The sequence below is a fragment of the Sphingomonas rhizophila genome (assembly GCF_014396585.1).
GTDB lineage: Bacteria > Pseudomonadota > Alphaproteobacteria > Sphingomonadales > Sphingomonadaceae > Sphingomicrobium > Sphingomicrobium rhizophilum.
Genome location: NZ_CP060717.1, coordinates 259,604 through 284,794 on the forward strand (window position 1 = coordinate 259,604; position 25,191 = coordinate 284,794).

The 25,191-nt window shown below is 65.7% G+C and carries 16 protein-coding genes and 1 pseudogene; 16 read left to right on the forward strand and 1 reads right to left on the reverse strand.

Annotated elements, in window-relative coordinates; all coding sequences use genetic code 11:
• Positions 1-4: 4 nt before the first annotated feature.
• The 10 genes and pseudogenes from H9L12_RS13255 to H9L12_RS13260 form a co-directional block, all read left to right on the forward strand.
• Positions 5-1,621, forward strand: a complete 1,617-nt coding sequence (locus tag H9L12_RS13255; protein WP_246450491.1) for a hypothetical protein — start codon at positions 5-7, stop codon at positions 1,619-1,621.
• A complete protein-coding gene (locus tag H9L12_RS01245; RefSeq protein WP_246450763.1) occupies positions 1,525-1,929 on the forward strand; it encodes a glycosyltransferase in 405 nt (134 codons plus the stop codon). The genes H9L12_RS13255 and H9L12_RS01245 overlap by 97 nt, the downstream gene beginning before the upstream one ends.
• Before the next feature lie 10 nt (positions 1,930-1,939).
• Complete coding sequence (locus tag H9L12_RS01250; RefSeq protein ID WP_187542286.1) at positions 1,940-2,992, forward strand: polysaccharide biosynthesis/export family protein; 1,053 nt, start codon at positions 1,940-1,942, stop codon at positions 2,990-2,992.
• Complete coding sequence (locus H9L12_RS01255; RefSeq protein WP_187542287.1) at positions 2,993-3,796, forward strand: ABC transporter permease; 804 nt, start codon at positions 2,993-2,995, stop codon at positions 3,794-3,796.
• A complete protein-coding gene (locus H9L12_RS01260; protein WP_187542288.1) occupies positions 3,796-4,497 on the forward strand; it encodes an ATP-binding cassette domain-containing protein in 702 nt (233 codons plus the stop codon). The genes H9L12_RS01255 and H9L12_RS01260 overlap by 1 nt, the downstream gene beginning before the upstream one ends.
• A 24-nt stretch (positions 4,498-4,521) precedes the next feature.
• The gene (locus H9L12_RS01265) at positions 4,522-5,799 is read left to right on the forward strand and encodes a hypothetical protein (protein ID WP_187542289.1); all 1,278 of its coding nucleotides are present in this window, start codon (positions 4,522-4,524) and stop codon (positions 5,797-5,799) included.
• The gene (locus H9L12_RS01270; RefSeq protein WP_187542290.1) at positions 5,793-7,769 is read left to right on the forward strand and encodes a Vi polysaccharide transport protein VexE; all 1,977 of its coding nucleotides are present in this window, start codon (positions 5,793-5,795) and stop codon (positions 7,767-7,769) included. The genes H9L12_RS01265 and H9L12_RS01270 overlap by 7 nt, the downstream gene beginning before the upstream one ends.
• Positions 7,766-8,899: a glycosyltransferase family 4 protein gene (locus H9L12_RS01275; protein ID WP_187542291.1), complete on the forward strand. Its 1,134-nt coding sequence runs from the start codon at positions 7,766-7,768 to the stop codon at positions 8,897-8,899. The genes H9L12_RS01270 and H9L12_RS01275 overlap by 4 nt, the downstream gene beginning before the upstream one ends.
• A gap of 105 nt (positions 8,900-9,004) precedes the next feature.
• Positions 9,005-9,673, forward strand: coding sequence for a hypothetical protein (locus H9L12_RS01280; protein ID WP_187542292.1), 669 nt, complete (start codon positions 9,005-9,007; stop codon positions 9,671-9,673).
• Between the two features lie 248 nt (positions 9,674-9,921).
• A pseudogene (locus H9L12_RS13260) lies at positions 9,922-10,440 on the forward strand (outer membrane protein); the annotation flags it as partial.
• A 300-nt stretch (positions 10,441-10,740) separates the two neighbouring features.
• Here H9L12_RS13260 and H9L12_RS01285 read toward each other — a convergent pair.
• Complete coding sequence (locus H9L12_RS01285) at positions 10,741-16,374, reverse strand: M10 family metallopeptidase C-terminal domain-containing protein (RefSeq protein ID WP_187542293.1); 5,634 nt, start codon at positions 16,372-16,374, stop codon at positions 10,741-10,743.
• 241 nt (positions 16,375-16,615) lie between these two features.
• On the opposite strand from H9L12_RS01285, the gene H9L12_RS01290 reads away from it, so the two are divergent.
• The 6 genes from H9L12_RS01290 (at position 16,616) to hisG (ending at position 25,089) form a co-directional block, all read left to right on the forward strand.
• On the forward strand, positions 16,616-17,128 hold the full coding sequence (locus H9L12_RS01290; RefSeq protein ID WP_246450492.1) for an RNA polymerase sigma factor: 513 nt from the start codon (positions 16,616-16,618) through the stop codon (positions 17,126-17,128).
• Positions 17,129-17,164: 36 nt separating this feature from the next.
• The gene (locus H9L12_RS01295) at positions 17,165-18,091 is read left to right on the forward strand and encodes a FecR family protein (protein WP_187542294.1); all 927 of its coding nucleotides are present in this window, start codon (positions 17,165-17,167) and stop codon (positions 18,089-18,091) included.
• Between the two features lie 203 nt (positions 18,092-18,294).
• Entirely contained in the window at positions 18,295-20,466 is a 2,172-nt protein-coding gene (locus H9L12_RS01300) for a TonB-dependent receptor (RefSeq protein WP_187542295.1), read from the forward strand.
• A 99-nt stretch (positions 20,467-20,565) separates the two neighbouring features.
• On the forward strand, positions 20,566-23,760 hold the full coding sequence (locus H9L12_RS01305; protein ID WP_187542296.1) for an autotransporter outer membrane beta-barrel domain-containing protein: 3,195 nt from the start codon (positions 20,566-20,568) through the stop codon (positions 23,758-23,760).
• Positions 23,761-23,908: 148 nt separating this feature from the next.
• Positions 23,909-24,199: a YerC/YecD family TrpR-related protein gene (locus H9L12_RS01310; RefSeq protein ID WP_223177135.1), complete on the forward strand. Its 291-nt coding sequence runs from the start codon at positions 23,909-23,911 to the stop codon at positions 24,197-24,199.
• A complete protein-coding gene (gene hisG, locus H9L12_RS01315; RefSeq protein ID WP_187542298.1) occupies positions 24,196-25,089 on the forward strand; it encodes an ATP phosphoribosyltransferase in 894 nt (297 codons plus the stop codon). Before H9L12_RS01310 ends, hisG begins: the two co-directional genes overlap by 4 nt.
• Positions 25,090-25,191: the final 102 nt, after the last annotated feature.

The following is a 25,191-nucleotide window of genomic DNA, read 5'->3' on the forward strand; positions in this document are numbered from 1 at the left end:
AGTCATGTACAAGAGTAACATCGCGTCTCTCGGCGGCACGTTCGATCCACCGGAATCGGGAGTACCCTCGTCGCCTGATGAAGCCGCCGCCTTCCTGGTTGCGATCGAGGGGGATGATGAATTCGACGCCTATTGGGCGTTGTTCGAGCAGATTTTCCCGCACGACGAATCCATCAGCCTTGCCCGGATCCGGCGTCTCATTCGCGCGAAATCCTATGCGAAGGCCATCGAACTGATCGACGGCCATGCGTTCAATGAAGACATTGATCCGCTCGCGCTGCAGACCAAGGCTGACCTGCTCTACGATGCCCGCGAGTTCGATCGATCGCATGCCGCGCACTGCCAGCTGATCGGTCACTTCCCGGAGCGAAGGGACATCACCGTCAACTATGCCAAGCGCCTCGTCGCCGACGGCTTCCTGACGCGCGCGTTCGACCTGCTCCAGCCGCTTGAAGGGACATTTGCCGCGGGCTCGAAGAGCGAAGCGTTGTGGATCAAGACATGCAGCACATTCGAGCTGCTGTGCGAGCTCGAGCAGCGGCGCCTCTCCGACGATGAGGACGCCCGGCTGATGGCGATGAAGCATGCCATCCTGTGGTTCGCAGACCGCGAGGTGCCCGCGGCCAACGCCCCGGGCCTTGGCCGGTTGAGCCTCATTACCGGCAGCCTTGGTCCGGGCGGCGCCGAGCGCCAGCTGACACGGGTCGCCATCGAACTTGAACGGGCCCGCAAGGCCGGCCGGACGATCGCGGATCACGAGCTATCGCGCCCGGTCGAGATCATCGTTCGCTCGCATGGCCCGGAAAAGCAGAACGACTTCTACCTGCGTGAAGTGCAGGCGGGCGGCGTGGAGCTAGTCCAGCTGAACGAGGCGACGCCGGTATCTTCTCGAATGCTGGGCGTCGAAAACGAGACGCTCAAGCTGCTGCTCGACTATCTTCCGCCAAGTGTGAACTACGGCGTCAAGCGCCTGTCGCAGCATTTGGTGAATTCGAAGACCGATACGGCGTCGGCCTGGCAGGATGGTGCCTGCCTGTTCGCCGGGCTCGCGGCGCTGGTTGCCGGCGTGCCGCATATCCAGCTGGCGATCCGCGGCCTTCCGCCGATCCTTCGCAAGCACATGTTCCGGCCGGAATATGAAGTGATGTACCGCGCCATGGCGCAAATCCCGGGCGTTACCTTCCTCAGCAACAACCGCGCTTCGGCGCGCGCCTATTCGGAATGGCTCGATATTCCCGTCGACCGCTTCGCGATCGTCTACAACGGGGTCGAGCCGATGCAGGTCCGCGGCACCGAGGAGTGCGAGCGCAAATGGGCCGGGTTCCTGGCCGCGACGTCCGATGCGACGCATACGATCGGGAGCGTCTTTCGGTTCGATACGGACAAGCAGCCCAATCTGTGGATCCGCTTCGCCGCGCGCTATCTCAAGGCCCACCCCAAGACGCGCATCGTCATGGTCGGGGCGGGCGTCTGCTCCCCGGCGCGATCAAGCTGGCGGAAGATCTCGGGATTGCCGACCGGATCCTGTTCACCGACCGGTCCAGCACGGTCGGCTACTGGGTGGCGAAGATGGACGTCTTCCTGCTTCTGTCGCGGTACGAAGGCCTGCCCAACGTGCTGATCGAAGCGCAGTATATGGGCGTCCGCGTGGTCACAACGCCGGCGGGCGGCGCCTCGGAATGCCTGATCAATGGCACGACGGGCTACGTGCTCGAGTGCTGTGAACAGCCGTGCCTCGATAATCTGGTGATGCGAGCCCATGAACTGGCGAACCGCGCCGGGGATCGCTCGCTGTTCGCGCTCGACGGCGCCGGCCGCCGCTTCCTCGACGAGAATTTCTCCATCCCGCAGATGCTGAAGAGCTTTGTGTCGTGCACGGCGTCCACTTGCGCGAGCGAGGCCGACCAGCTTCAATCGCAGGCCGCTTAGAGGGTTGCCCATGATTTGCCGTCTCGGCGCGCTCGCCGCGCTTTCCCTGATGATTGCGGGCTGCGTCATGCCGCGCGCGGGCAGCTCCTACAGCGAGGTGCAGGAGGCGTCGGCGCAAGGCCGAATCAACCTCGTCCCGGTCACGCCGTCGACCCTTCCCGCGGCGCCTGCCGCGACCGGCTCGTTCCCGGCAGAGTTCGTAGCCGCCGAACCGGTGGCGCAGGACGCGCTCGGACCGGGGGATACGGTCAACATCCGGGTCATCGAAGGTGGGACGCCGACCGTTTTCACGGCGAACAACGGTGACCTTGGCGAGATTCCGGTGGACGAGCGCGGACGTGTGTTCGTGCCGTTCGCCGGCAGTTTCCAGGCCGCCGACCGTACCGCGGCCGAGCTTCGCGTGGACATCGCCCGGCGATTGCGCACCGTCGTCCGCAACCCGCAGGTCGACGTCCGGCCGGTGAAGGTTCGAAGCCGCCTGGTGAGCGTCCAGGGCAATGCCGCCAAGGCTGGAACCTACCCGATCGAGCGCGGCCGCACGCGGCTCGGCGAACTGCTTGGTGAAGTCGCACCCGATCTCAAGACGCCGGAGATGATGGACGTCACCGTTCGCCGCGACGGTCGGGCAGGGACGGTGCGGATGGCCGATATCCTCGCCAATCCGTCCCTGGACATCGCGCTCAGGCCTGGCGATTCCATCGTTCTCAACGCCATCGTGCAGCAGGTGACGGTGCTCGGCGCCGCCGGGGCGCAGGGCCAGGTCCGGATCGAGCGCCGCGATTTCAGCGTGGCCGACGTGCTGGGGCAATCGCGTGGATTGAATGACGATGCGGCCGATCCGCGCGGCGTCTACCTTATCCGCGCGACCGGCCAAGGCACGCCGGTGGTCTACCAGTTCGAAATGCGTGACCCTCAAACCGTCGCCCTCGCGGGGCGCTTCCGCGTACGCGACAAGGATACGGTCTACATCTCCAACGCGCCGTTCACCCAGACGCGGAAGGCCCTCGGCGCCATCACCCAGTCGCTCGGCGGAATCCGTTCGGCGGTCACGGTCGTTCCGTAAATGCTCGATCGCGGCGCGATCTCCAAGGCGCACCACGGCCGGGGCCTGGCCGAATGGTGTCGGGTGCAGGTCGACCTGGTGCTTGCCCTCATCGAGCGGGACGTACGGTCGCGCTTCGGTGAAACGGGTGCCGGATACGGCCTGGCGTTCCTTGCCCCACTGGCCTGGATTGGCGCCACCTACCTCGCGTTCTGGCTCATCGGCCGGACGTCGCCGGTCTACGCCGACACCATCACCTTCATCATCTCCGGACTGATCCCCTATGCGCTGTTCCGCTATGCGGTGACGGCGGTCGGTCGTGCCCGTTCGCTGGCGCGGCCACTGATGATCTACCCGACCATCACCGAGGGGCATGTCGCGGCCGCCGCCGCCGTCCTCGAATTCGTCAACGGACTGGTGTTGCTGGGGATCGTCCTGGCGCTGAACTGGGTCGTCTTCGGCGACTTCGAAATGGCAGATCCGTTCGCGTTCCTGTGGGGTATGGTCCTTTGCTGGGCGCTGGGGGCAAGCTACGCCTACGCCCTGCTCAGCTTGTCGCGCATCAACAGCCGGATCCAGTCGATCGGCCTGGTGCTCATCCGGCCGACCTTCTTCCTGTCCGCCATCCTGTTCACTGCCAACGAACTGCCCGAACGGATCCTGGAGGTGCTTGGCTGGAATCCCTTGCTTCACGCCGTCGAGATCGCGCGTGACGGCATGCTATTCCACTATGAATCGCGCGTCGCCTCCGCCGGCTACGCGCTGGCGTGCGTCGCCGGACTGCTTTTGCTGGCGGTCGCCGCCAACGCCGCGCGGCGCGACTGATGTGGGGCTTCGTCAATTGCTCGCGCTACTTCCGCACGGGCGGCGCGCCGATGATCGTCCTCCACGACGCATCGCTGCGCGTCGACACGACGGAAAAGGTCGCCGTCCTCATCCGCGCCGGGCAGGGGAAGTCGACGATCATCCGGATGCTTGCCGGGCTCGAGATGCCCGACAGCGGCACCGTGCTGCGCGACGCCGGCGGCTGGCCGCTTGGCTATTCCGGCGGAATGAACGCCGAAATGACGGGTGAGGCGAACATCCGCACCCTTGCGAAATTCGCCGACGTCGACCCGCTGGAACTGTCGGCGTTCTGCTACGACTTTTCCGAGCTCGGCAGCGCCTATCACCAGCCGGTGAAAACCTATTCCTCGACGATGAAGGGACGACTGGGGATGGCCGCAAGTCTCGGCCTTCCGGCGCGGACCTACCTTGCCGACGACCGGCTGGTCAGCGGCGATGAGGCGTTCCGCGCCAAGGCCGGCGCCGCGCTGGCGGAACGGCTGCAAGACACCGGCCTCATCTTCGTCGCTTCCAATCCGCGGCAGGCGAAGGACGTCTGCGACCGATATTATGTGGTCAATGACGGCGCGTTCGTTGCCTGCGACGATTATGACCACGCCTGCGCGATGCTGGACGCCTCGCAGGTCGACGACGCGGGCAGCCCGCTCGACGCCGACATCCCGCTATTCGACTTGGTCTAGTGCGGCCCCTAATAGGATCAGACGATGAATGAAGACCGCATCCGTAACTGGCAGGAGCGACGCAAGTTCGCGGCCGAGGCCGCAGACCCGGTGGACGCGGCACCGTCGGCAGACGACAAGGAATCGGGACCCGAGAGCCGCCTTGACCAGGCGCGTCGCGAGATCGTCGAGCGACGGCGCCTGCGGTGGCGGTCGAACCTTCGGTTGCTCGCCCTGCTGGTCCTCGCGCCGATTGGCGCGATCATGCTTTACGTCGGCCTGGTCGCGACGCCGCTCCATGAGGGCGAAGCGGTCTTCACCGTGCAGACGAGCAGCAATTCGGGCGCCGCGGCCGGGCCCGGCCTGTTCACCGTGACGTCCGCCAACAGCAGCATCGCCGACGCGTTCAAGGTCCGCGCCTTCATCCTGTCACGGCCGATGCTTGATCATATGGAGAAGCGTCACGGCTTTCTCGACCATTTCGCCGGACCTGAAATGGATATGCTGACGCGGTACCGGGGGCCGTTCGGGCTCAACCGCGATCCGTTCAAATATTACCTCAAGCGCGTGTCGGTGATGGTCGACGTGCAGGAAGGCATCCTGCGCCTGCGGGTGGAGGCCCGCACCCCGCAGGACGCGATCCGCTTCGGCAACGGGATCCTGGCGGCGGCGGAGCGGCATGTGAACGCCGCCTCCGACAAGATCGGCGCCGACCAGGTCGAGGCGCTGACCCGCGACGTCCAGGATGCGGAGCGGCAGGTCGCAAGCTCGCGCCAGTCGTTCGCGGCGGTGCAGGCGCGGCGCGGCGACATCGCGCCGGAACAGACGGTCGCCGCGGTTTACCAGCTGATCAGTTCGCTCAACCTGCAACTGTCCGAAGCGCGGCGGCAACGCGATGCGCTCCGTGCGGAAGGGCTGGTTGACAGTCCGTTGCTGCCCGGGCTCGAGCAGCGCGTTCGCGACATCCAGGCGCAAATCGTCGAGCAGCGCGGTCGCCTGGCCAACCCGTCGGGCGGTTCGCTGTCGCGGACGCTTAGCGATTTCGAGGGCGCGTCCAGCCGCAAGGAAATCGCGCAGGCCCGCTGGCAGTCGACGCTCAACACGCTCCAGCAGGCATACCTCGACCTGATCCAGCAGCGCCGTTATTTCGTCCTCATCGTCGGCATGTCCGCCGACACTTTCGCCCGCGTGCGTGACGTGCCGTCGATCGCGGGGCCGATCCTGCTGTTCCTGGCGATCATCGCGCTCGTGACCCTGCTCGTGCGGCGTTACCGGACGGGCGAGATTTCCGCCGGGGCGCTTCGCGAGCGTTTGCCATGGTAGGCCTCGCCCGGCGCACCGACGACCTTGATCTGCCGATTGCCGCGCTGATCCGCGAAGAGCGCTGGTCGGATGCGTGCCGCCACTTCGAGCGCGACCTCGACCGAGAGGAGAAATTGCAGGCGGAGCAGCGACTGCCCTATGCCATCGCGCTGATCCGGTCGGGCCGGGTCAGTAGCGGAATGGCCGTCCTCGCCGAACTGCCGTTTTCGACCGAAGCCCGGTTGGCGCTCCGCCGCCATGTCATCCCGACCCTGATCCGCGACAAGCGGCTCGACCTTGCCCTGACCTTGACCGGGTGGATCGTCGATCATTCGCCGGAACCGGTCGAGGACCTTCGCCTGCGTGCCAGCCTTCTCGGCCGGCTTCGCCGTGGTGACGAGGCAATGGCCGACCTGGTTCGGTTGATCGAGTTCGATCCCACGGATGCGGTGGCGCAAACATCGCTGCTCCAGCTCTTCCTGCAATCCGACCGGGTCGAGGAAGCGGGGGCGCATGCCGCCACGCTTGGCGCGATGGTGCTTCGGCACGAACGGCTTTGCCTGATGGCGCTGCTGGCCCTGTCCCGGTCGGGCCGTCAGGACGCGGCGTTGGCGTTGGCCGGGCAGGCCGAAAACTTGTGGGACAACGACCCGGAGGTCGCCGCGGCGATTGCGCGGATCTACGTTGACGCCGGGCGGTCCGCCGCCGCCATCGACCTGGGTGAGCGGAGCCTGGCGATCGAACCCGACAACGGCCGGCTTCGCCAGTCGACCGGCGAGGCCTATCTGGCTGGCGAGCGTCCTGACCGCCTGGCCAAGGCCCTTGCGCATTTCAAGGAGGCCGCTCGCCTGCTTCCGCGGGATAGCGGCGCCCAGGCACAATATGGCGAAGCGCTGTTGCGCAGCGGGCAGGCGGCCGCGGCCATCGAGCCACTGGCATTAGCGTGCCGCCTGCGCACCGACCTTCCCAACGCGCGCGCCTTGCTTGCCCGCGCCTACAAGCAGGACGGCCGCCACGCCGACGCGGCCCGTGAGTTCAAGCGGCTGCTCGACCTGCAGCCCCAGTCGCAGCGTTGGCACCGCTTCGCCGCCGGCGCGCTTAGCCAGGCCGGCCACCGGAAGGAAGCGGCAGCACTGTTCGAGACCTTCACCGAGGCGCGGCGGCAACGGCTTCCGGATTCGTTCGAGGACGGGCTGCGCGCGTTGCAAGACGGTGTCGATGACATGGAGATCCCGCAGGCCCGGCTCGATTGGGCCTGGACCCTTCGCCGCGATCAGGGCTTGGACCGGGCCGAATGGGAACGCCGGGCGCGTTGGGGAAACCTTGCCGATCATTACATCCTCGACTGGCTCGAATGTCGCGATGCGCAGGTCCACGAAGCCATGGGGCGATTGGCAGACCTGACGGAAGCGGAACAGGTCCTCGCCACGGTCGACCTTTCGCGTGGCGCGATCCTCGCGTCGGCGCACATCGGCCCGATGTACGCCGGGCCATTGGCGCTGGAATTGCTGGGTGTCCGGTCACAATGGCTGGCGTCGACACCGAGTGTCGCCCGTACATCCTACGCCCGCTCGCTGATCTCGACCAGCGACCAGACCGGGGCGGAAGTCGCCCGCCAAGTGCTCCAGGGACTGCGCGAGGGCAACGCCATCGTCATCGCGGTCGACGGCGCGCTCAGCCTGTCGGCGCCGCGAACGACCTTTGAAGGACAGGAGATCACCTACTCCGACTTCGCGGCGCGCATGGCTCATCGCCAAAAGGTCCCGTCGCTCTTCGTCGCGCCGTACTGGAAGGAAGGCTCGATCCATTTCCTTCTGGAGCGGATGCCGGATCCCGGCGAGGGCGAAGCGGCAGATGATCATGCGGAGAGGTGGCGGACGGCCTATCTCTCATCGTTGCGGAATTACCTCGGGGGGGCGCCCGAAAACCTGCGGCTGAGCGGCGGCATCTGGCGGCATATTCGGTCGGCGGATCGGTCGAGCCAGCGGTGACCCCACTGCGAATCACGGTCTTCACCCGTTCCTACCCAAGCGCTGACGACCTTTACCAATATCCGTTCGTCCACCGGCGCGTGCTGGCTTATGCAGCGGCCGGGCATGAGGTGCAGGTCGTTCGGCCGTCGACCGAACCGGGCCTCACGGAGCACCGGTTCGACGGCGTTCGATGCCTGACCGGCGATGGACCCGCACTTGCCGGGGCGATCGCGAAGTTCGCCCCGGATGTCATCGCCGCACACGGGATCAGTGAGGTGCAGTGGCCAATCCTGACGGCTTCTGCAGGCACGGTCCCCGTCTGCAACTGGCTGCACGGGTCCGAAATCCCCGCCATTGCCCGTGGCAAGGCAGCGCTCGATCTGTCGGGAGACGCCCTGCTCGCTGCCCAGCGCGTGATCGAGGCTCGGTGCAGCTTCTGGCATGACCTGCTGGCGGCGGAGCGCGTGCGGCTATGCACGGTCTCGATGGCCGCTCGCGAAATGACCAGGCCGGACTGGGGGCATCGTGCCGATAGGCTCGCCGTGGTTCCGAACCCCATCGACACCGACCTGTTCGCCTTCGAGGAGAAAGGGCCGGACGATCGCTTCAACATCCTGATGATCAGGCCATTCGATTCCCGCGGCTACGGCAACGACATGGCGGTCGACGCCATTCGGCTTCTCGCCGGCCAGCCGGGCTTTTCCCGGCTCACCTTCACCATTGTCGGTGACGGTCCGCTGTTCGAGGAGACGCTTTCGCCGATCCGCGACCTGCCGAACGTTCGGGCTCATCGCGGCTTCCTGACGCAAAGTGAGATCGCGGCGCTCCATCGCCGGCATGGCATCTTTCTGGTGCCGACCAGGCTCGACACGCAAGGGGTATCGCGCGACGAGGCCATGTCGTCGGGACTGGTGCCGGTGACGAACGCAATCCCGGCAGTGCTGGAGTTTGCCGATGATGCGTGCGCCGCTCTTGCAGAGCCCGAGAGCCCCGCGTCGATTGCCGCTCAATTGTGGAGCCTGATCGACGACCCGGTTCTGTTCTGCGGCAAATCACGGGCGGCGGGCGCGCGGGTCCAGGCGCAGTCGTCCGCAGATCTCGTTATCCCGCGGGAACTGTCGCTGCTCGAGGACGCCTGCCGTGGCTGAGGACTTCCTGCCCGATGGAGTCGCGCCGCCCGACTTCTATATTGCCGCGATGGGGCGGTCGGGCAGTACGCTGCTCTGCAACTGGCTGAGCCGGCCCCCGAAGAAATGGTGTTCATCGAGCCGTCGTTCCTGTCCACCGTCAACACGCGGCTGCTGCGGACCCAGTTGGCCGATTTCGGGATGCCGGTTCCGGACGACGATTGGCAGGCTAAGGACCCGACCGCGACCTCACGATTCCGACGATTGATGGGGCCACGCCTTCGCGGTCGCCGGTGGGCCGTGAAGGAGGTGCTGTGCAGCGAACATGAAGCGGCCATTTCCGTCCTCCGACCGCCGAAGGTCATCATTTCCGTCCGCTCGATCGATGATGTCGCCTTGAGCTTCTTCGAAAAGCATCGGGTCCAGGACAATCTCGATCGATTCAGTGACGAGTGGGTCGTCGATTATTGCCAGCGCGAGGCGGCGGGCCTGGTCGACCTCCATGATTCGCTGGCCGCGCGAGGCATTCCGGCACTGGTCGTGCGCTACGAAGACTTCAGCTGCAGCGATGTTGCCAGGCGGTCGGTCGCCGATTTCACCGGCTGGCGAGGTCATGGGAAAACCGATGCGCATCTCGCCGCCATGGAACGCGGGTTCGAGGTCGAACGTCACGGAAGCTCGATTTCCGGGCGATCGATCCGGGCCGCCGACCGTCGGGTCGATCGTCATCACCTTGAGATGGCAGGGAATCTGCGGGAGCGCTGCCGCGTTTACCAATTAACTTTCGGTTATTAACCGTCTCAATACTTTGCCCGTAGATTAGTCGACTTCGTCTCGATCGGTCGGAAATCGGGCTACAGTTAACAACTTCGCAAGTTGCATCTTTGCAACGGGGACGTGGATTTTCTTCTTTTTACCTCCCGGCGGTGGATCAAGTCCGCCGTTGGAGTATTTCACCCCCAGAAGTAAAGCGAGGAGGAATTATGAATTTGCGTATTAGTTTGCTGGCGGCGGGTGCTGCCATGTGCCTCGCAACGCCGGCAATGGCGCGCGATGGCTCGCCGTACGTCGGCATCGAGGGCGGCGTCATGCTGCTTCGTGACGGCAACTACGAATATCAGGGAACCGACGGCTCGCTCGACGGCCCGTTCACCGTCGACCACAAGCTTGGCTTCGATGGCGACGTGATCGGCGGTTACGACTTCGGCATGTTCCGCGGTGAGCTCGAGCTTGGTTTCAAGCGCGCGGGCATCAAGGACGTCACGCTTCCCGACGCGTTCGATGCGTCGCTGGGTGACGGTGGCCGGGCGCGCAGCGTGTCGGCGATGGCCAACCTGCTGTTCGATTTCGGCGCTGATGACGCCACCAGCTTCTATGTCGGCGCTGGCGTCGGCGTCGCCCGTACGTCGTATCGCATCAATGCGCTGTCGCTCGGCGGCACCGACAGCAACCTTGCCTACCAGCTGATCACGGGCGTTCGCACGCCGATCACTCCGAACCTCGATGCGGGCCTGAAGTATCGCCTGTTCCGCAGCAAGTTCAACGTCGAGGAAGGCAGCGGCGAAGAGGCGCTCGGCAAGTGGCGTTCGCACTCGCTGCTCGCCAGCCTGATCTACAACTTCGGTGGCGCGGTCGCCGCTCCGCCGCCGCCGCCGCCGCCGCCGGCGGCGCCGGAAACGCAGACCTGCCCGGACGGGTCGGTCATCCTGACCACGGAAGTCTGCCCGGCGCCGCCGGCTCCGGAGCCCGCTCCGCCGCCGCCGCCCCGGTCACGGCCGGCGAACGCGGTCTCTAAAGGATCAAGTCGATCGACAAGGGAAGGGCGGGCCGATGGGTCCGCCCTTTTCCTTTGGCTGCCGTATTCAGAAGATGAAATCGCTGGCGACGAGGCTGTGAAGTCCGTCGACCTGGATGGCGACGTCCGCGACCAGGTCTCCATCGGTGTCGGCCCACAGCATCGTGTTGCCGCCGCTCTGGTCGTACCGCAGCTGTCCGGCGACTCCGGTGAAGCTTCCGGTCCCGATGAAGACGAAGTCCTGGATGCCGGCGACCGTTGAATCCGCGTCGGCCAGGTCCAGGCGGATCTTGTCGCCCTCTGCACGGCTGAAGTCGCGGATGATGTCCGCTGCGGCTTGCGTGGCACCACCGAAATCGCCTGCTCGAAACACGAACCGGTCGCTGCCGCTTCCCCCGCTGAGCTGGTCGGCACCGGCGCCGCCTTCGATCCAGTCGCTGCCCTCGCCGCCAAGGACGATGTCGTCACCAAGGCCACCGTACAGCTTGTCGTTGCCGACCAGGCCCGACAGGATGTTGGCGCCATCATTGCCCTTGATGACGTTGGCCAGCCCGTTGCCGGTACCGTCGATCGCGGACGAACCGAGCAGCGTCAGTTGTTCGAAGTAATCGCCGAGCGTGTAGCTGATCGAGGCATTAATCCGGTCGGTTCCTTCGCCCGCCAGCTCGGTCGCGCGATCGCCGGCGCTGTCGATTCCGTAGACGTCGTTGCCGGCCCCGCCGACCAGCGTGTCGTCCCCGCCGCCGCCGTCGAGCGTGTCATTGCCGGCCGCGCCTATGATCGTGTCGTTCCCGCCAAGGCCGTACAGCTTGTTGGACCCGCTGTTGCCCGTCATCGAATTGTCGAGCGCATTGCCCGATCCACTGATCGACAGGACGCCGCTCTGGACCAGGTTTTCGACGTTCGCCCGGAGTGTGTAGGCCACCGAGGCGACCGCGGTGTCGGTGCCTTCGCCCGCCACTTCGACCAGCGCGTCGCTGGAATGGTCGACGATATAGGTGTCGTCGCCCGTGCCGCCCAACATTGCGTCCGCATCCCGGCCGCCGTCCAGCGTGTCATTGCCGGCATATCCGTACAATCGGTCGACGCCGACACCGCCTTGCAGCACGTCTGCGTATGCCGTCGCCTGCAGCGTGTTGGCGCCGCTGTTGCCGACCACGGTGACGGCGTTGGTTAACAGGCGCGCGTCGACGTTGAGTGCCGTCGTTCCGGACAGGGCGGCCGTCGGCCCGGTCCCGGTGCCGACGACGATTTTCTCGATTCCTGTGTCGCCTGCGAACAGGGTCAATGTCCCCGGGGTCGTGGCGGAATAGCGAACTTCATCGATTCCGTCGGCACCGCTGTCGGCGATTTCCGCCGCGCCGTGCTCGCTCGCGCTGGCCATTAGATAGAGATCACTGCCTTCGCCGCCGTCCAGGAGGTCGACGCCCTCGCCGCCGCTAAGAACGTCATTCCCGGCCATTCCGGAGAGCCGATCTGCCCCGTCGAGGCCCGTCAGGCGGTTGCTGGCAAGATTGCCGGTGATCTGGTTGTCGGCGCTGTTCCCGGTCCCGTTGATGGCGTCGGTTCCGGTCAGGACGAGGTCGAATTCTCCCGCGCCGAGCGTCCGGCTGACGTTGCTTTCGATTGTCTGCGGATTGCCGGAGTAAAGAACGAAGCTGCTCGCCGTCAGGACCGTGCCGGGCGCGAGCAGCGCAATCCTGACCCCGCTGACGGTGCCAAGCCCATCGGCATCGTAGAAAAGTTCGCCGGTGGACGAATTGTACGAGATGCGGGTGTCGTTTGCGTAATATTCCCCGTCGAAGCGGAAGGTCGTGGGCGTGAGAACCCCGCCCGCCAGGCCAGTGAATACCGACGTGTCGAGATAGATCCGGTCGACCGCTTCGAAATCGGAAATCCTGTCGGCACTGTCGGCAAGACCGTTGAGATAGAAGCGATCCGCGCCCGCACCACCGGTCAGCAAGTCGAAGCCGCCGCCACCGATCAGACCGTCGTCACCGGCGTCGCCGTGGAGGGTGTCGGACCCTGCGCCGCCATTCAGCCAGTCATTGCCGTTCAGTCCGTTCAGCCAGTCGCTGGCGCTGCCGCCGACAAGGCTGTCGGCGCCGCCCGATCCCTGCACCGGGATCGCCGCCGTCGTGATAAGGTCCGACATATCGACGAAGTCGTTGACGCGGATCGTCATCTGACCCGCGGTCGTATCGACGATGAGATTGGTGCAAGGCTCGAACCAGTAGCTTTGTTCGAAGCGGATCGAAGTGACGGTCAGGGCGGAAAGGTCGATCTTGTCCGCGCCATGTTCGAAGTCGGCGATGGAATCGATGGCCGACGCGGTCGAATCGGATACCGCGGCGTAAACGAAATGGTCGCTGCCAGCGCCGCCACCAAGTGTATCGCCGCCACCAAGGCCGGCAATGACGTCGTTGCCGCCGCCGCCATCAAGGCTATCCGCGCCGCTTCCGCCCGACATCAGGTTCACCTGGTCGTTTCCGACGCCGCTGCCGCCGCGAAGGTTCTCGACATGGTCAGGCATGACGAAGGTCATCTGGTAATAGCCCGGAACGATTTCGATCGTATCCGTTCCACCGCCTTCGCTTTCGATGACCAGGTCATTACGGGCATCGACCCGATAGGTATCGTCGCCCGCCCCGCCCCACATGACGTCGCCGGCTTCCCCCGTGCCGACGGTTCCCGCGAGGCCGCCTTCAAGGATATCGTTCCCGGCGCTGCCGACCAGCAGGTCGAAGCCATCGCTTCCGCTGAGCGACGTGACGTCGCCGCCTGCGATGAGCACGTCGTCACCAAGCGTTCCTGCCGTCGTTCCGCCGGTCAGGATGACATCGGACAGCTTGATCGAACCGCTGATATTGACGGTCAGCGTTCCATTGGCGGTGACCGCCTGGAGGGTCAATCCCGACAGGGTCACCGATGTCGGCGCCAGCGAACGCAGGTCGATCTTGTCGGTGCCGCTGACGAAATCGGTGATCGAAACGGCGGCCCCGCCGGCGCTGTAGGTCGGAAGCACGAACGTGTCCCGGCCAGCGCCGCCGGTCAGGGTGTCGCCGCTGCCGCCGATCAGCACATCGTCGCCGTTCCCGCCGTCAAGCGTGTCGCCGGCAGCTGTCCCGATCAGCAGGTCATTGCCATCCTGGCCGCGAACCGCGCCGACCTGAACGCCATGGGTCCCGTCGTACACATCGCGCCCGCCACCAAGCTCCACGACACCCTTGATCGTCCCGGCGTTGAGGATGACGTCCTCACGCGCGGTCGTCGCGGCGGGGATGCTGCCAAGCTGGATCCGGCCGTTGATCTCGCCGCTGTTGTACAGCCAGACCGAATTGCCATTCACGGTGTAGCTGGTCTGGATCGCGATGTCCGCGGTGATCGTGCCGCTGTTGATGACCCGTTGCTGTTCGTGTGCGTAATAGAAGTAGATGCCGATGCTCTCGCGCCCCGCTTCGGTAGCGTCGGCGAAGATCGATCCGCTGTTGATGATGGTGCTGGCGTGCGTCGCAGATGACACCCCATAGGCGCCCCACGATCCGGTGGCCTGGATTATGCCGTCGTTGACGAGCGTGCCGCCATTCGCCGTATGGACGCCGACCGCGATGAAATTCGTCGACGTCGCGGAAATGGTGCCGATGTTTTGCCCTGGTGCGCCATAGGTCATGTAACCCGTGGCGATGACCTGGTCGGAACTTGCCTCGATCAGTCCGGCGTTCAGGAAGTTTTCGGCCGATCCGCCGAGCCCGACCCCGAACGCGTTGTAGGGCTTATCGACCATGTTGTAGAGGCCGTAGGTGTTGAACGCGGCCTTGTTGTCGGCAAGTTTGCCGGTCCCGGAAAAGGCGGCGCCGGTGATCGTCCCGTAATTTTCAAGCCTGCCGAAGGTGAAGCCGGCGATGGCGACCGCGCCGAGCTCACCTCCGTAGCTCTCCATCGTGCCGCGATTGATGACGCTTCCGGACGATCCGTAGTAACCCGCGATGATCGCCGAGCCGTCGGCCGAGATCCACTGCTCGGGTTCGAAGATCTCCAGCGTGCCGGTAAAATCGACGCCGCTGACAATGACGACGTTCTGGGTGAGCTCTGCGCCGGGGACACTTCCGGGGACCAGGGGGTCACCACCGTCGGCGACCGCGTCGAGACCGATCGCGTTCGTCGGGTCGCTGCCGAGGTTCGCTGCAACGCCGGACTGTACGTACAAGGTCGCGCCACCGGAGGTATATGTTGCAAAGCTGATTCCGCCGACGGATTTGTTCGCGCCCTTCACCCATGTGCCGGCGAGATCGACCGTCGCGGACGGGTCGCCGGAAAGGTACAGCGACGGGCCGCCGGTGAGCGCCATGATGTCACTGGCGTGGACGACCAGTCGTCCATTGGAGGCGAGGGCGATCTTCTCGAATCCCGAGACGCGACCGCTGGCTAGCGTGGCCGACAGGCTGAGTATCCGCCCGTCAGCGGGAAGCATGAGCGTGTCGAATCCGCCGCCGCCGTCAATACTCGCAAACCGGTAGTCGCCCAGTTCGACGATATCGTCGCCAATTCCCGCTTCCACGACGTCACCACCCGCCGTGCTGATCCGGTCGTTGCCGCCTTCACCGTAGATGCCGTCGTTCCCCGCACCGCCCGCAAGGAGGTCGTTCCCCCAACCGCCGATCAGGAGGTCGTTACCATCGCCACCGGACAGATCATCGTCGCCGCGGTCGGCCGTCACGACGTCGGTCGCCGAGCCGCCGATATAGCGGTCATTTCCCCAACCCAGTTCGGCGTCACCGATGTGGATTCCCGCACTATTGTCAAACAGGTCGTCGCCGTCACTGAGGTCGACGTAGCCGTCGATGAGGCCGGCGTTGACGATGGTGTCGTCGCCATAGCCCAGGAACACCTGCCCCTCGATCACGCCGGTGTCGGCGTTATCGACCCATTGTCTCGATTCCTGCGCGGTGATGGCTCCGCCGACGGAGTAGATCGCGACATCAGCACGAATGGTGCCGTGGTTCTCGATGACCACGGATTCCGATTGAAGGCTTTCCGAATAGATCGCGACCGAGGCGGCGTAGGGGTCGGTGGAATGCGCCTCGATTCGTCCGTAGTTCACCAGGTCGACGGCGGCAGGCGGGAAGCCCGGCACCTGGTAATGGCCGCGACCCAGGAAGACGGCGGTGGCGGTATTGCCTTCGGCAAGGATCGACCCGCTTGCGCTGTTGACGATCTCTCCGCCGTTCGCCGCGTAGATGGTGGTTGCGCCGGTGGCGCCGGCGGCCGCGATGATTCCCGAGTTGAACAGGTCGGCACCGCTCGACCAGTACGAGACCGCGAGCGCGTTGCTCGTGTCGGATAGTGCGTAGATCGATCCGCTGTTGGTCAAACCGGTGGCAAAGCTGCTGGTGACCGACAGCGCGTCGGCCACGCCGCCGCTGGAGTGGGCGACGATTGTTCCTGAATTGACGATCGACCCGAGGTTCATCACGCTCAAGACTTCGGCGCCCGCCGCAAAGTCGACCCAGATCGTGCCGGCATTCGACAAGACGTACGACGTGGCATTGGAATCGAAGTCGGCGTTGCCGAACATTCGCCCGAGCGTCGTCGAATAAAGCAACTGGCCGGCGGCGTTGCTGTACCCGCCCGAGATCGGCAATTCGGCGGTGACATTGGAGGCGGCGGTCGGCGCGTCGGGACTGGAGAACAATTTGGCCATGACGCGAACCCCCTTACAATCAGTCGCGACCGAGCAGACTGAACAGTCCGGATAGCAGTCAGACCAGAACCGCCAAAGTGAAAATCGGACGACGACGTCGGGACAATTCGAACGATACTCTTCGATATTTTCGTTGACTGGTTGCTCCCCGCAAAATTGCCCCGGCGAGGGATTGGCATTACCAAGCGGGCCACGGCGCCCCGGCGCTAGGCCCCAATCGACCCCATCTCGAGGCGCGCTGGTGAACGACGGTCTAATGTCCGTGCTCGACGAAAACAGCGACCGGTTGCTGCGCTATTTTCGCGCGCACGGGGCGGGGGAGGCTGCCGAGGATCTTCTGCAGGAATTGCGGGTGAAGGTCATGACGACACCGACCGGGCCGCTGGGCGCGCCGGTCAGCTACCTGTTCCGCGCCGCGACCAACCTCGTCATCGATCGGCGGCGGGCGGAAACACAGAGCCGCAAGCGCGACGATGCGTGGACGGACCTTGCCGACCTTCAGGAAGGCCGCTCGTCGCAGGCGCCAAGCCCCGAGCGCGTCATCGATAGCCGGCGAACCCTGGCGCTGGTCGAAGAGGGCTTGGCCGAACTGACGCCGCGGGCGCGAACAATCCTTCGCCGGCACCGTGTCGAGGGAGAAACCCAGCGCCGGATCGCCGCCGAACTTGGCATCAGCCAGAGCACCGTCGAGAGCGATCTTCGCGAGGCGTATCGCCTGCTGCACCGGATCAGGGAGCGCCTTGATGAGGAATAAGCGAGACGCCTCCGTCATCAGGGGCATGGAGAGCGCATGACGCAACACCCCGATCATTTGCTGGACGCCGCCGCAGGCTGGTTGGCCCGGACCAACGATCCCGAATTCGCGGATTGGGACGGGTTCATGGCCTGGTTGGAAGCCGATCCGGCCAATGCCGACGCCTATCACCAGCTGGCGGACAGCGAGGCCGAACTGCTTCCGGTGGTCGAGCGGCTGGCGCCCGCGCCGGAGCCCTTGTCCGCACCGGCCGTGGCGCGGCCGCGGCGGGGCTGGGCGATTGCGGCCGGCCTTGCCGCCCTGGGCGCGCTGGGCCTGACCGCGGTGCCGATCCTGTCGGGCAAGACCTACACCACCGCGCCCGGCGAGATGCGGACGATCGCGCTGGCTGACGGGGACGAGCTGGTGCTGAACGGCGGGACGCAAATCCACCTCGCCGGGCTCGACCGACGCGACATCCGCCTCGACCGCGGGCAGCTGATGTTAAAGCTTCACGGCCGGGACGAAGGTCCGGTCTCGGTCCGGGCCGGCGACCTGGAGGTCGTCGATGTCGGCACCGTCTTCGAAGTGTCGCGCGACGAGACGGCGACGCGCGTCCTTGTCAGCGAAGGCGAGGTCGTTGCCGATCCCGACGGCGCGCGCCTCCATCTTTCCCGGGGCGAGGGATTGACCGCCAGCGACGGCGAGACGGTGCTGAAGGCCGAGAAGGTGGCGATCGACGCGGCCGGGAGCTTCAGCCGCGGGCAGCTGACTTACATGGGCGACCCGATCGCCCGCGTCGCCGCCGACCTCAGCCGGTCGACGGGAATCGACTTTTCGACGACTCCCGCTATGGCGCAGCGGCCGTTCAGCGGCACCTTGTCGATTGCCGAGGTGCGCCGTGACCCAGCCTCGCTGGGTCCGCTGCTCGGCGTACCGGTCAAATCGTCCGGCCGCGGCTGGATCGTAGGGGAAGGGCCTTAGGGATTCGCACGCCGATCGCGGGCGCGGCATTTGCCGCGCTGATCCTTGTCCAAGCGCCCGCGTCCGCAAGACCGGTTCCGATTGATGCCCCGCGGGGCTCGGTCGGCGACGTCGCGTTCGCCATTGGCCGGCAAGGCGGCATCAGCGTCTCGATCCGCGACCCCCAGGTCCTGCGCCGGCCTACCCCAGCGGTCCGGGGGCGGATGGAGCCGGAAGCGGCGCTCCGCCAACTCGCGCGGCAAAGCGGACTCGACCTGCGCAAGGTCGGCGCGCGCTCGTACGTTCTGGTCGCAAAGGCCGCGCAAAAACCGCTGCGCCGCGCGCCCGTCGCACGGCGCATCCTCCCGGCACCGGTGGAGCCCGAAGAGGCTCCCCAGGAAGTCATCGTCACTGCCAGCAAGCGCGACACGCTATCGCAGCGCTTCGCCGGGCAATGGAGCCGGATCGACGGCGACGATCTGTCGCGTCACGGCGTCAGCGGCACCAATGCCATCGAGGCGCGGTCGGTCGGCTTTTCCTCGACCCACCTCGGTGCGGGCCGCAACAAGCTGTTCATTCGCGGTATCGCCGATTCCAGTTTCAGTGGTCCGACCCAGTCGCCCGTCGGCCAATATTTCGGCGACATGCGCACCGGCTACAGCGGGCCGGACCCCGACCTTCGACTGGTCGACATGGGCGGCGTCGAAATCCTCGAAGGGCCACAGGGAACGCTGTACGGATCGGGCGCGCTTGGCGGCATCGTCTTGTTGAAGCCCAACACGCCACGCCCGGGGCAATGGCAGGGCAGGGTCGCGACCGGTTTGTCCTCGACCCGGCACGGCGATTTCGGTTTCGACCTGTCGGGAATGGTCAACGCCCCGGTTGGCGAAGGCGCGGCGCTTCGGATCGTCGGATATCACGCGACCGAGGGTGGCTATATCGACAATTTGCTGACCGGCGAGAACGACGTCAACGGGCTGCGCATCGACGGCGGGCGGGCGACGTTTACCGCGGAACTGGTGCCCGACTGGCAGGTCGACGTCGCCGGTGTCGGCCAGCGGATCGAGGGCGATGACAGCCAGTACGCCGACGAGGGCGGGCTCGACCGCACGAGCCGGATGGAGCAACCGTTCGAGAGCGATTATGGCCTCGCCAGCCTGGTCGTTCGCAAGGACGGCGGGCCGCTCCGCTTCCGCTCGACGACCGGCGCCAGCTTCCAGGACGTGATCGAGAATTTCGATGCCTCGACCCCAGACACGGCACTAGGCCTTCGCCAGCGGAGCAAGGCGCGCGCGGTCAGTAACGAGACTCGCCTGTGGCGGCCGATGCGTGACGGCTTCAGCTGGCTCGTCGGATTCAGCACCATCGCCCACCGATATTCGGTCGCGCGTCAGTTCGTCGAAGACGGCACGGCCTCGGATTCTTCGGGTTTTGAGAACCGCGTGCGCGAAACGACTCTCTACGGCGAAGTCGGCGTCGCATTGACCGAGCGGGTCGAGGCCAGCGCCGGGCTTCGCTACACTACCTCGACCATCGAGGGGGAAGGGTCGAACCTCAGCCCGCTCGCCTTCGCCTCGCTCCGCCAGGAAGATGCCAAGCGCACCGAGAAGCGCCTGCTGCCCTCGGGCTCGCTGCTGGTTCGCCCGTTCGACGGTCTCGCCCTCTACGCCCGCTACCAGCAGGGCTTCCGCCCCGGCGGCCTGTCGATCGCCAACGATACCGTTCGCCTGTTCCGCAACGACTTGCTCGGCACGGCGGAGGCGGGGTTCCGTTTTGGCCGTCCGCGCAGCGACCGTGTCGATTTGCAGGGAAGCGTCACCTGGAGCCGATGGCGCGACATCCAGGCCGACTTCCTCGACGGATCTGGCCTGCCGGTGACCGACAATATCGGCGACGGACGGGTCGTGTCGGCGACGATCAACGGCGGCTTCAAGCTGTCGGACGAATGGCGCGTCGAGGCCGGCGCCGCGTGGAACGACGGCAAGGTGACCCAGCCGACGATGGAATATCGCGCGCTGGTCGAAAGCGTGCTCGCCTCGCCCGCCGGGACGATGCGGATCCCCAATATCGCCCGCGTCGTCGCCCGGGTCGGACTCGACTGGGCCCGCGGCCTTGGCGGCGGGCGGGCGATCGATGCCGAGCTCTACGCCCGCTACGTCGGACGGTCGCGGTTGGGCATCGGCCCGCACCTTGGTGAGGACCAGGGCGACTATGTCGACTCCGCGCTGTCGGTCCGATTGACCCAGCCAGGTTATGCCTTGTCGCTATCGGTCACCAACCTGACCGACGAGGTCGGCAACCGTTTCGCGTTCGGCGCTCCGGTTATCGAGGGTCCGAACCAGATCACGCCGCTCCGCCCGCGCACCCTGCGCATCGGGTTCGAACGCTCATTCTGAAAAATTCCCAAGGCGGGCCGCGAAGGTCTCCGTCTCGTGGTCATGAAAGGCGCTTTCCGTGGGGGGAGGGCCTGATCACGAGACGAAAAAAGGGATATCATGCGCCATCTGTTCCTGGCATCGACGTGCGTCGTTGCGCTTGCCACTCCGCTCCACGCCCAGACCCAGATCACCACGGCAACCACCGCCCCGGTCCGCTCTTCGACGGTGAAGGCGGGAACGCCTGACGACATCACCATCACCAGCACCGGGTCGATCACGACCAGCGGGCCGGTGGCGGTGACCATCGACAGCAACCACAAGGTCGTGAACCAGGGCAAGATCGTCATCGGCGGCGTCAACGGCGGAACCGGCATCCTTGCCAACGCGGGTGTCACCTCCGGCATCACCAACAGCGGCACGATTACCGTCGACGAAAATTACACGCCGACCGACAGCGACAATGACGGCGATCTCGACGGTCCGTTCGCGCTGGGCAACAACCGCTTCGGCATCCGCACGCTCGGCGCCTTCACCGGCAATGTCGTCAACAGCGGCACGATTACGATCGAAGGCAATGACAGCGCCGGCATCCTGCTCGGCGGCCCGCTGACCGGCAATTTCACCAACGACGGCACGATCAGTGTGCTGGGCAATAACGCGCTTGGTGTCGGCATCAATAACGTCACCGGCAATGTCCGCCTTGCCGGCACGATCACCGCACAAGGTCAGAACGCCACGGCGGTCCGTTCCGCTGGCGACGTCGCGGGGGCGATGGTGCTCCAGGGCAATATCTCTGCGACCGGCTATCGCTACACGACGCCGCCAACCGACCCCAGCAAGCTTGACGCCGACGACCTGATGCAGGGCGGCCCTGCCGTCTCGATCGAAGGCGATGTGACAAAGGGCATCATCGTGGCGATCCCGCCCAAGGACAACAGCACCAGCAACAACGACGAGGACAATGACGGGATCGAGGATTCCAAGGAAGGAAGCGCGGCGATCGTCTCTTACGGCTCCGCGGCGGCGCTTCGCATCGGCAACGCCAGCGAAGCAGTCACCATCGGCGCGACCGAAGGAACCGCGACCAATTTCGGCCTGATCGTCGACGGCGGCGTCGGCGGGCGCGGTGTCTATACCGGTGTCGATGCCAACGCACTGCAGATCGGTGGCATTGGCGGGTCGGTCAGCATCGCCAACGGCATCGGAGTCACTGGTAACATCCAGGCTGTTTCGCTCGACCGCGCCGCGACCGCAGTGCGCATCGGTGCGGGCGCATCGACTCCGGAACTGCGCAACGCCGGCACGATCAGCGCCACCAGCGGCGCCGTAGCAGCGTCGACCGCGACCGCGGTCCTGATCGACGTCGGCGGCAGCCTGCCCGTACTGCGCAACAGCAAGGAAATCAGCGCCAAGACCGGCGCCGAAGGCACCGCGACAGCGATCGTCGACAAGTCGGGAACGCTCGCCCTGATTGAGAACAGCGGCCTGATCAGCGCCAGCGGCGCGACCGCAACGTCGACCCGCAACGTCGCCATCGACCTGTCGGCCAACGTCGGCGGCGCCACCGTCAGGCAGACCGTCGTTGCGGCCAGCTTCGCGCCGCCATCGATCGTCGGCGACGTCAAGTTCGGCAGCGGGTCGGACCTGCTCGACGTGGCCGACGGCACGCTGACCGGCAACGTCACCTTCGGCGCGGGCGCCAACAAGTACCAGCTGTCGGGTGACGCGATCGCGAAGGGCAATGCCAGCTTCGGTTCGGGCGCCGATAGCGTATCGCTCGCCGGCACGTCGGCGCTGTCCGGCGCGATCGACTTCGGCGGCGGCGCGGACTCGCTCAGCATCGGCGGGACCAGCGCCTACAGTGGCCAGCTGACGAACGCGTCGGGCGCGTCGGTCGCGATTGCCGGCGGGACCTGGAACGCGGCCAAGGGCAACAGCATTGCCTCGCTCTCAGTCACCGGCGGCGGGACGATCGGCGTCGTGCTTGACCAGACGGCGGGCAGCAGCAGCACGATCAACGTGTCCGGCACCGCCAGCTTCGCCGACAATTCGAAGCTGCAACTTCGCGTCGCCAACGTCGCGCAGGCGGAAGGAAATTACCTGGTCCTGACGGCAGGATCGCTGGTCGGTGGCGACAAGCTTACGGCGTCCTCGACCACCCTGCCGTTCCTCTACAAGGGCAGCCTGACCCAGACCGGCAACCAGATTTCGGTCGCGATCTCGCGCAAGTCAGCGGCGGAACTGGGCCTCAACGCGTCGGAGACGGCCGCCTACAGCGCAATCTACGAAGCGCTCGGCACCGACGACGACATTGGCGACAGCTTCCTGGCGATCAACGAACAGGGCGAATTCCTGTCGACCATCCGCCAGATGCTGCCCGACCACGCCGGCGGGTCGTTCGAAGCGGTCACCGCGGGTGAACGGGCGGTCGCCCGAATGCTCGAAGATCCCGCCGCTCCCTACAAGGAAGTCGGCAACATGACCTACTGGGCGGGCCAGGTCGCCTGGGGCTCCGCCAAGAACCTCGGCTCGACCGCCGGCTTCAAGGTGGGCGGCTGGGGCGTGACGGCGGGTGCCGAGGTGAAGACCGCAGTCGGCCGGCTCGGTGCGTCGCTGGAATATCTTGCCGGCAAGAACAACGACCGGGAAACGGACAACGGCCTGACCAGCGACCAGCTCGGGGCCGTGGTTCACTGGCGTGTCCGCAAGGGCGGGTTCCAGGCGATGGCCCGGGGCAGCTGGAACCACCTCAGCTTCAAGGGCAACCGCTTCTTCAGCTCGGACTCCACCGGCACGGCGGTCGAACGCACGATCAAGTCGGAATGGAATGGCTCGCTCGTTTCCGCGACGGCTCACGCCTCGCAGCAATTGTGGGCCGGTTCATTCTACATCCGTCCGTCGGTCGGTGCCGACTATTACCGCCTGACCGAAGGCGCTCACCAGGAAAGCGGCGGCGGCACCGCGCTCGACCTGTCGGTCGATCGCCGCAAAAGCGACGAGTTTGCCGTCAACGGGCTGCTCGCCGCCGGGATCGAGTTCGGGCCGGCCAGTGAAGAGGATGGCTATTTCGCGCTCGAGGTCGAAGGCGGCCGTCGCCAGATCGTCGGCGGCAAGCTTGGCGTGACCGTTGCCCGCTTCGCCGATGGCGACGACTTCACGCTGACTCCCGAAGAGCGCGACAGCGGCTGGGTCGGCCGCCTGCGCGGCATCGGCGGCGGGTCGACGTGGAATGTCTCGGGCGAAGTCGGCGCTGAACAGCGCGATGACCGCGTCGCCCTGTCTGCTCGGATCGGCCTCACCCTCGGCCTATGATCCGGGCCGGCCGGCGTTCCCCTCTGATACCCGGGGACGCCGGCCGTTGCCGTTATGACAAGGGTTGAACCGGCCCGGACTATCCGCTAGGCGCGTTTCAGCGTTTTACTACGCTGTAACAAAGTTTAGTGGATGAACGATGCCGAACGTGACTGAGAAACTGCCGATCAATGACCTGGCGGGCGCCCTCGCACAGCTCGATTCGGCGAAGGATGTCGCAAGATTCCTCGATGATCTCTGCACGCCGACCGAACTCCGCGCGCTGGCGGAACGATGGGAGGTGGCTCGTCTTCTCGACCGCGGCGAGCTGACCTATCGCGAAATTCATGACGTGACCGGGGTCAGCACGACGACCATCGTGCGTGTTGCCCGCTTCCTTCGGCAAGAGACGAACGGTGGCTATCGGCTGCTGCTCGACCGGTTGGGGGCCAAGGCATGAGCCCTGACCGCAACCGGCTCCACCTCGCCATCCAGAAATCCGGTCGCTTGTCGGAACAGAGCCGCGACCTGCTGAAAGGCGCGGGTCTGAAGCTCAGCCAGAGCGGCAAGAACCATCTTGCCGCCCGCGCGGAGAATTTCCCGCTCGACCTGATGCTCGTTCGCGACGACGACATTCCGACTTTCGTCGCCGATGGCGTGTGCGAGCTCGGCATCGTCGGCCAGAATGTGCTGGAGGAATATGCACTCGGCCAGCCGGAGCGGCGGATCGAGGAGTTACTGCGCCTCGGGTTCGGCCGCTGCAGCCTGCGGATCGCCGGACCGGAAAGCGCAGACGAATTCGCCCTCGACCGGCTGCAGGGCCAGCGCATTGCCACCAGCTACCCGCGCCTTCTCGGCCGCTTCCTGGAACAGCGGGGGATCGACGCCGAGGTCGTGACGATGCGCGGCGCGGTCGAGTTGGCCCCGCGGCTCGGCATCGCCGGCTACATCTGCGACCTCGTTTCGACAGGCGCGACTCTGGAGGCCAATGGCCTGACCGCGCTGGCGGACGTGTTCGACAGCGAAGCGGTGCTGATCCGCACCCGCCGTCCGATCGACGGCGCGCACGCCGAAAAGGCAGACGCGTTGCTGACCCGCATCGAGGGAGTAATCGCAACCGCAGAGAGCAAATACATCGTCCTGAACGCGCCGGAGGAACGGCTGGCGGAAATCAGCGCCATCCTGCCGGGTGCAGAGGCCCCGACCGTGGTACCCCTGATCGGTCGGCCCGGTCATGTCGCGGTGCAGGCGGTGTGCCAGGAATCGGTGTTCTGGGAGACCCTGGAACGACTGAAAGCCGCCGGCGCCTCGGCGATCCTCGTCATGCCGATCGAAAAGATGATGCTGTGACGACCATCTTCGACTGGAACTCCGCAAGCGACGCCGAGCGCGTCGCCGCGCTGGCGAGGCCATGCGCTCGCGGCAACGCGGCACTGCTCGCGGACGTCGCCG

Excerpts from the sequence above, each read along its gene's own strand:
- H9L12_RS01255 (WP_187542287.1), top strand. The coding sequence starts at position 2,993 with ATGCTCGATCGCGGCGCGATCTCCAAGGCGCACCACGGCCGGGGCCTG.
- H9L12_RS01285 (WP_187542293.1), bottom strand. The coding sequence starts at position 16,374 with ATGGCCAAATTGTTCTCCAGTCCCGACGCGCCGACCGCCGCCTCCAAT.
- H9L12_RS01250 (WP_187542286.1), top strand. The coding sequence starts at position 1,940 with ATGATTTGCCGTCTCGGCGCGCTCGCCGCGCTTTCCCTGATGATTGCG.
- hisG (WP_187542298.1), top strand. The coding sequence starts at position 24,196 with ATGAGCCCTGACCGCAACCGGCTCCACCTCGCCATCCAGAAATCCGGT.
- H9L12_RS01305 (WP_187542296.1), top strand. The coding sequence starts at position 20,566 with ATGCGCCATCTGTTCCTGGCATCGACGTGCGTCGTTGCGCTTGCCACT.
- H9L12_RS01265 (WP_187542289.1), top strand. The coding sequence starts at position 4,522 with ATGAATGAAGACCGCATCCGTAACTGGCAGGAGCGACGCAAGTTCGCG.
- H9L12_RS01260 (WP_187542288.1), top strand. The coding sequence starts at position 3,796 with ATGTGGGGCTTCGTCAATTGCTCGCGCTACTTCCGCACGGGCGGCGCG.
- H9L12_RS01280 (WP_187542292.1), top strand. The coding sequence starts at position 9,005 with ATGGTGTTCATCGAGCCGTCGTTCCTGTCCACCGTCAACACGCGGCTG.
- H9L12_RS13255 (WP_246450491.1), top strand. The coding sequence starts at position 5 with ATGTACAAGAGTAACATCGCGTCTCTCGGCGGCACGTTCGATCCACCG.
- H9L12_RS01300 (WP_187542295.1), top strand. The coding sequence starts at position 18,295 with ATGGAGCCGGAAGCGGCGCTCCGCCAACTCGCGCGGCAAAGCGGACTC.
- H9L12_RS01295 (WP_187542294.1), top strand. The coding sequence starts at position 17,165 with ATGACGCAACACCCCGATCATTTGCTGGACGCCGCCGCAGGCTGGTTG.
- H9L12_RS01270 (WP_187542290.1), top strand. The coding sequence starts at position 5,793 with ATGGTAGGCCTCGCCCGGCGCACCGACGACCTTGATCTGCCGATTGCC.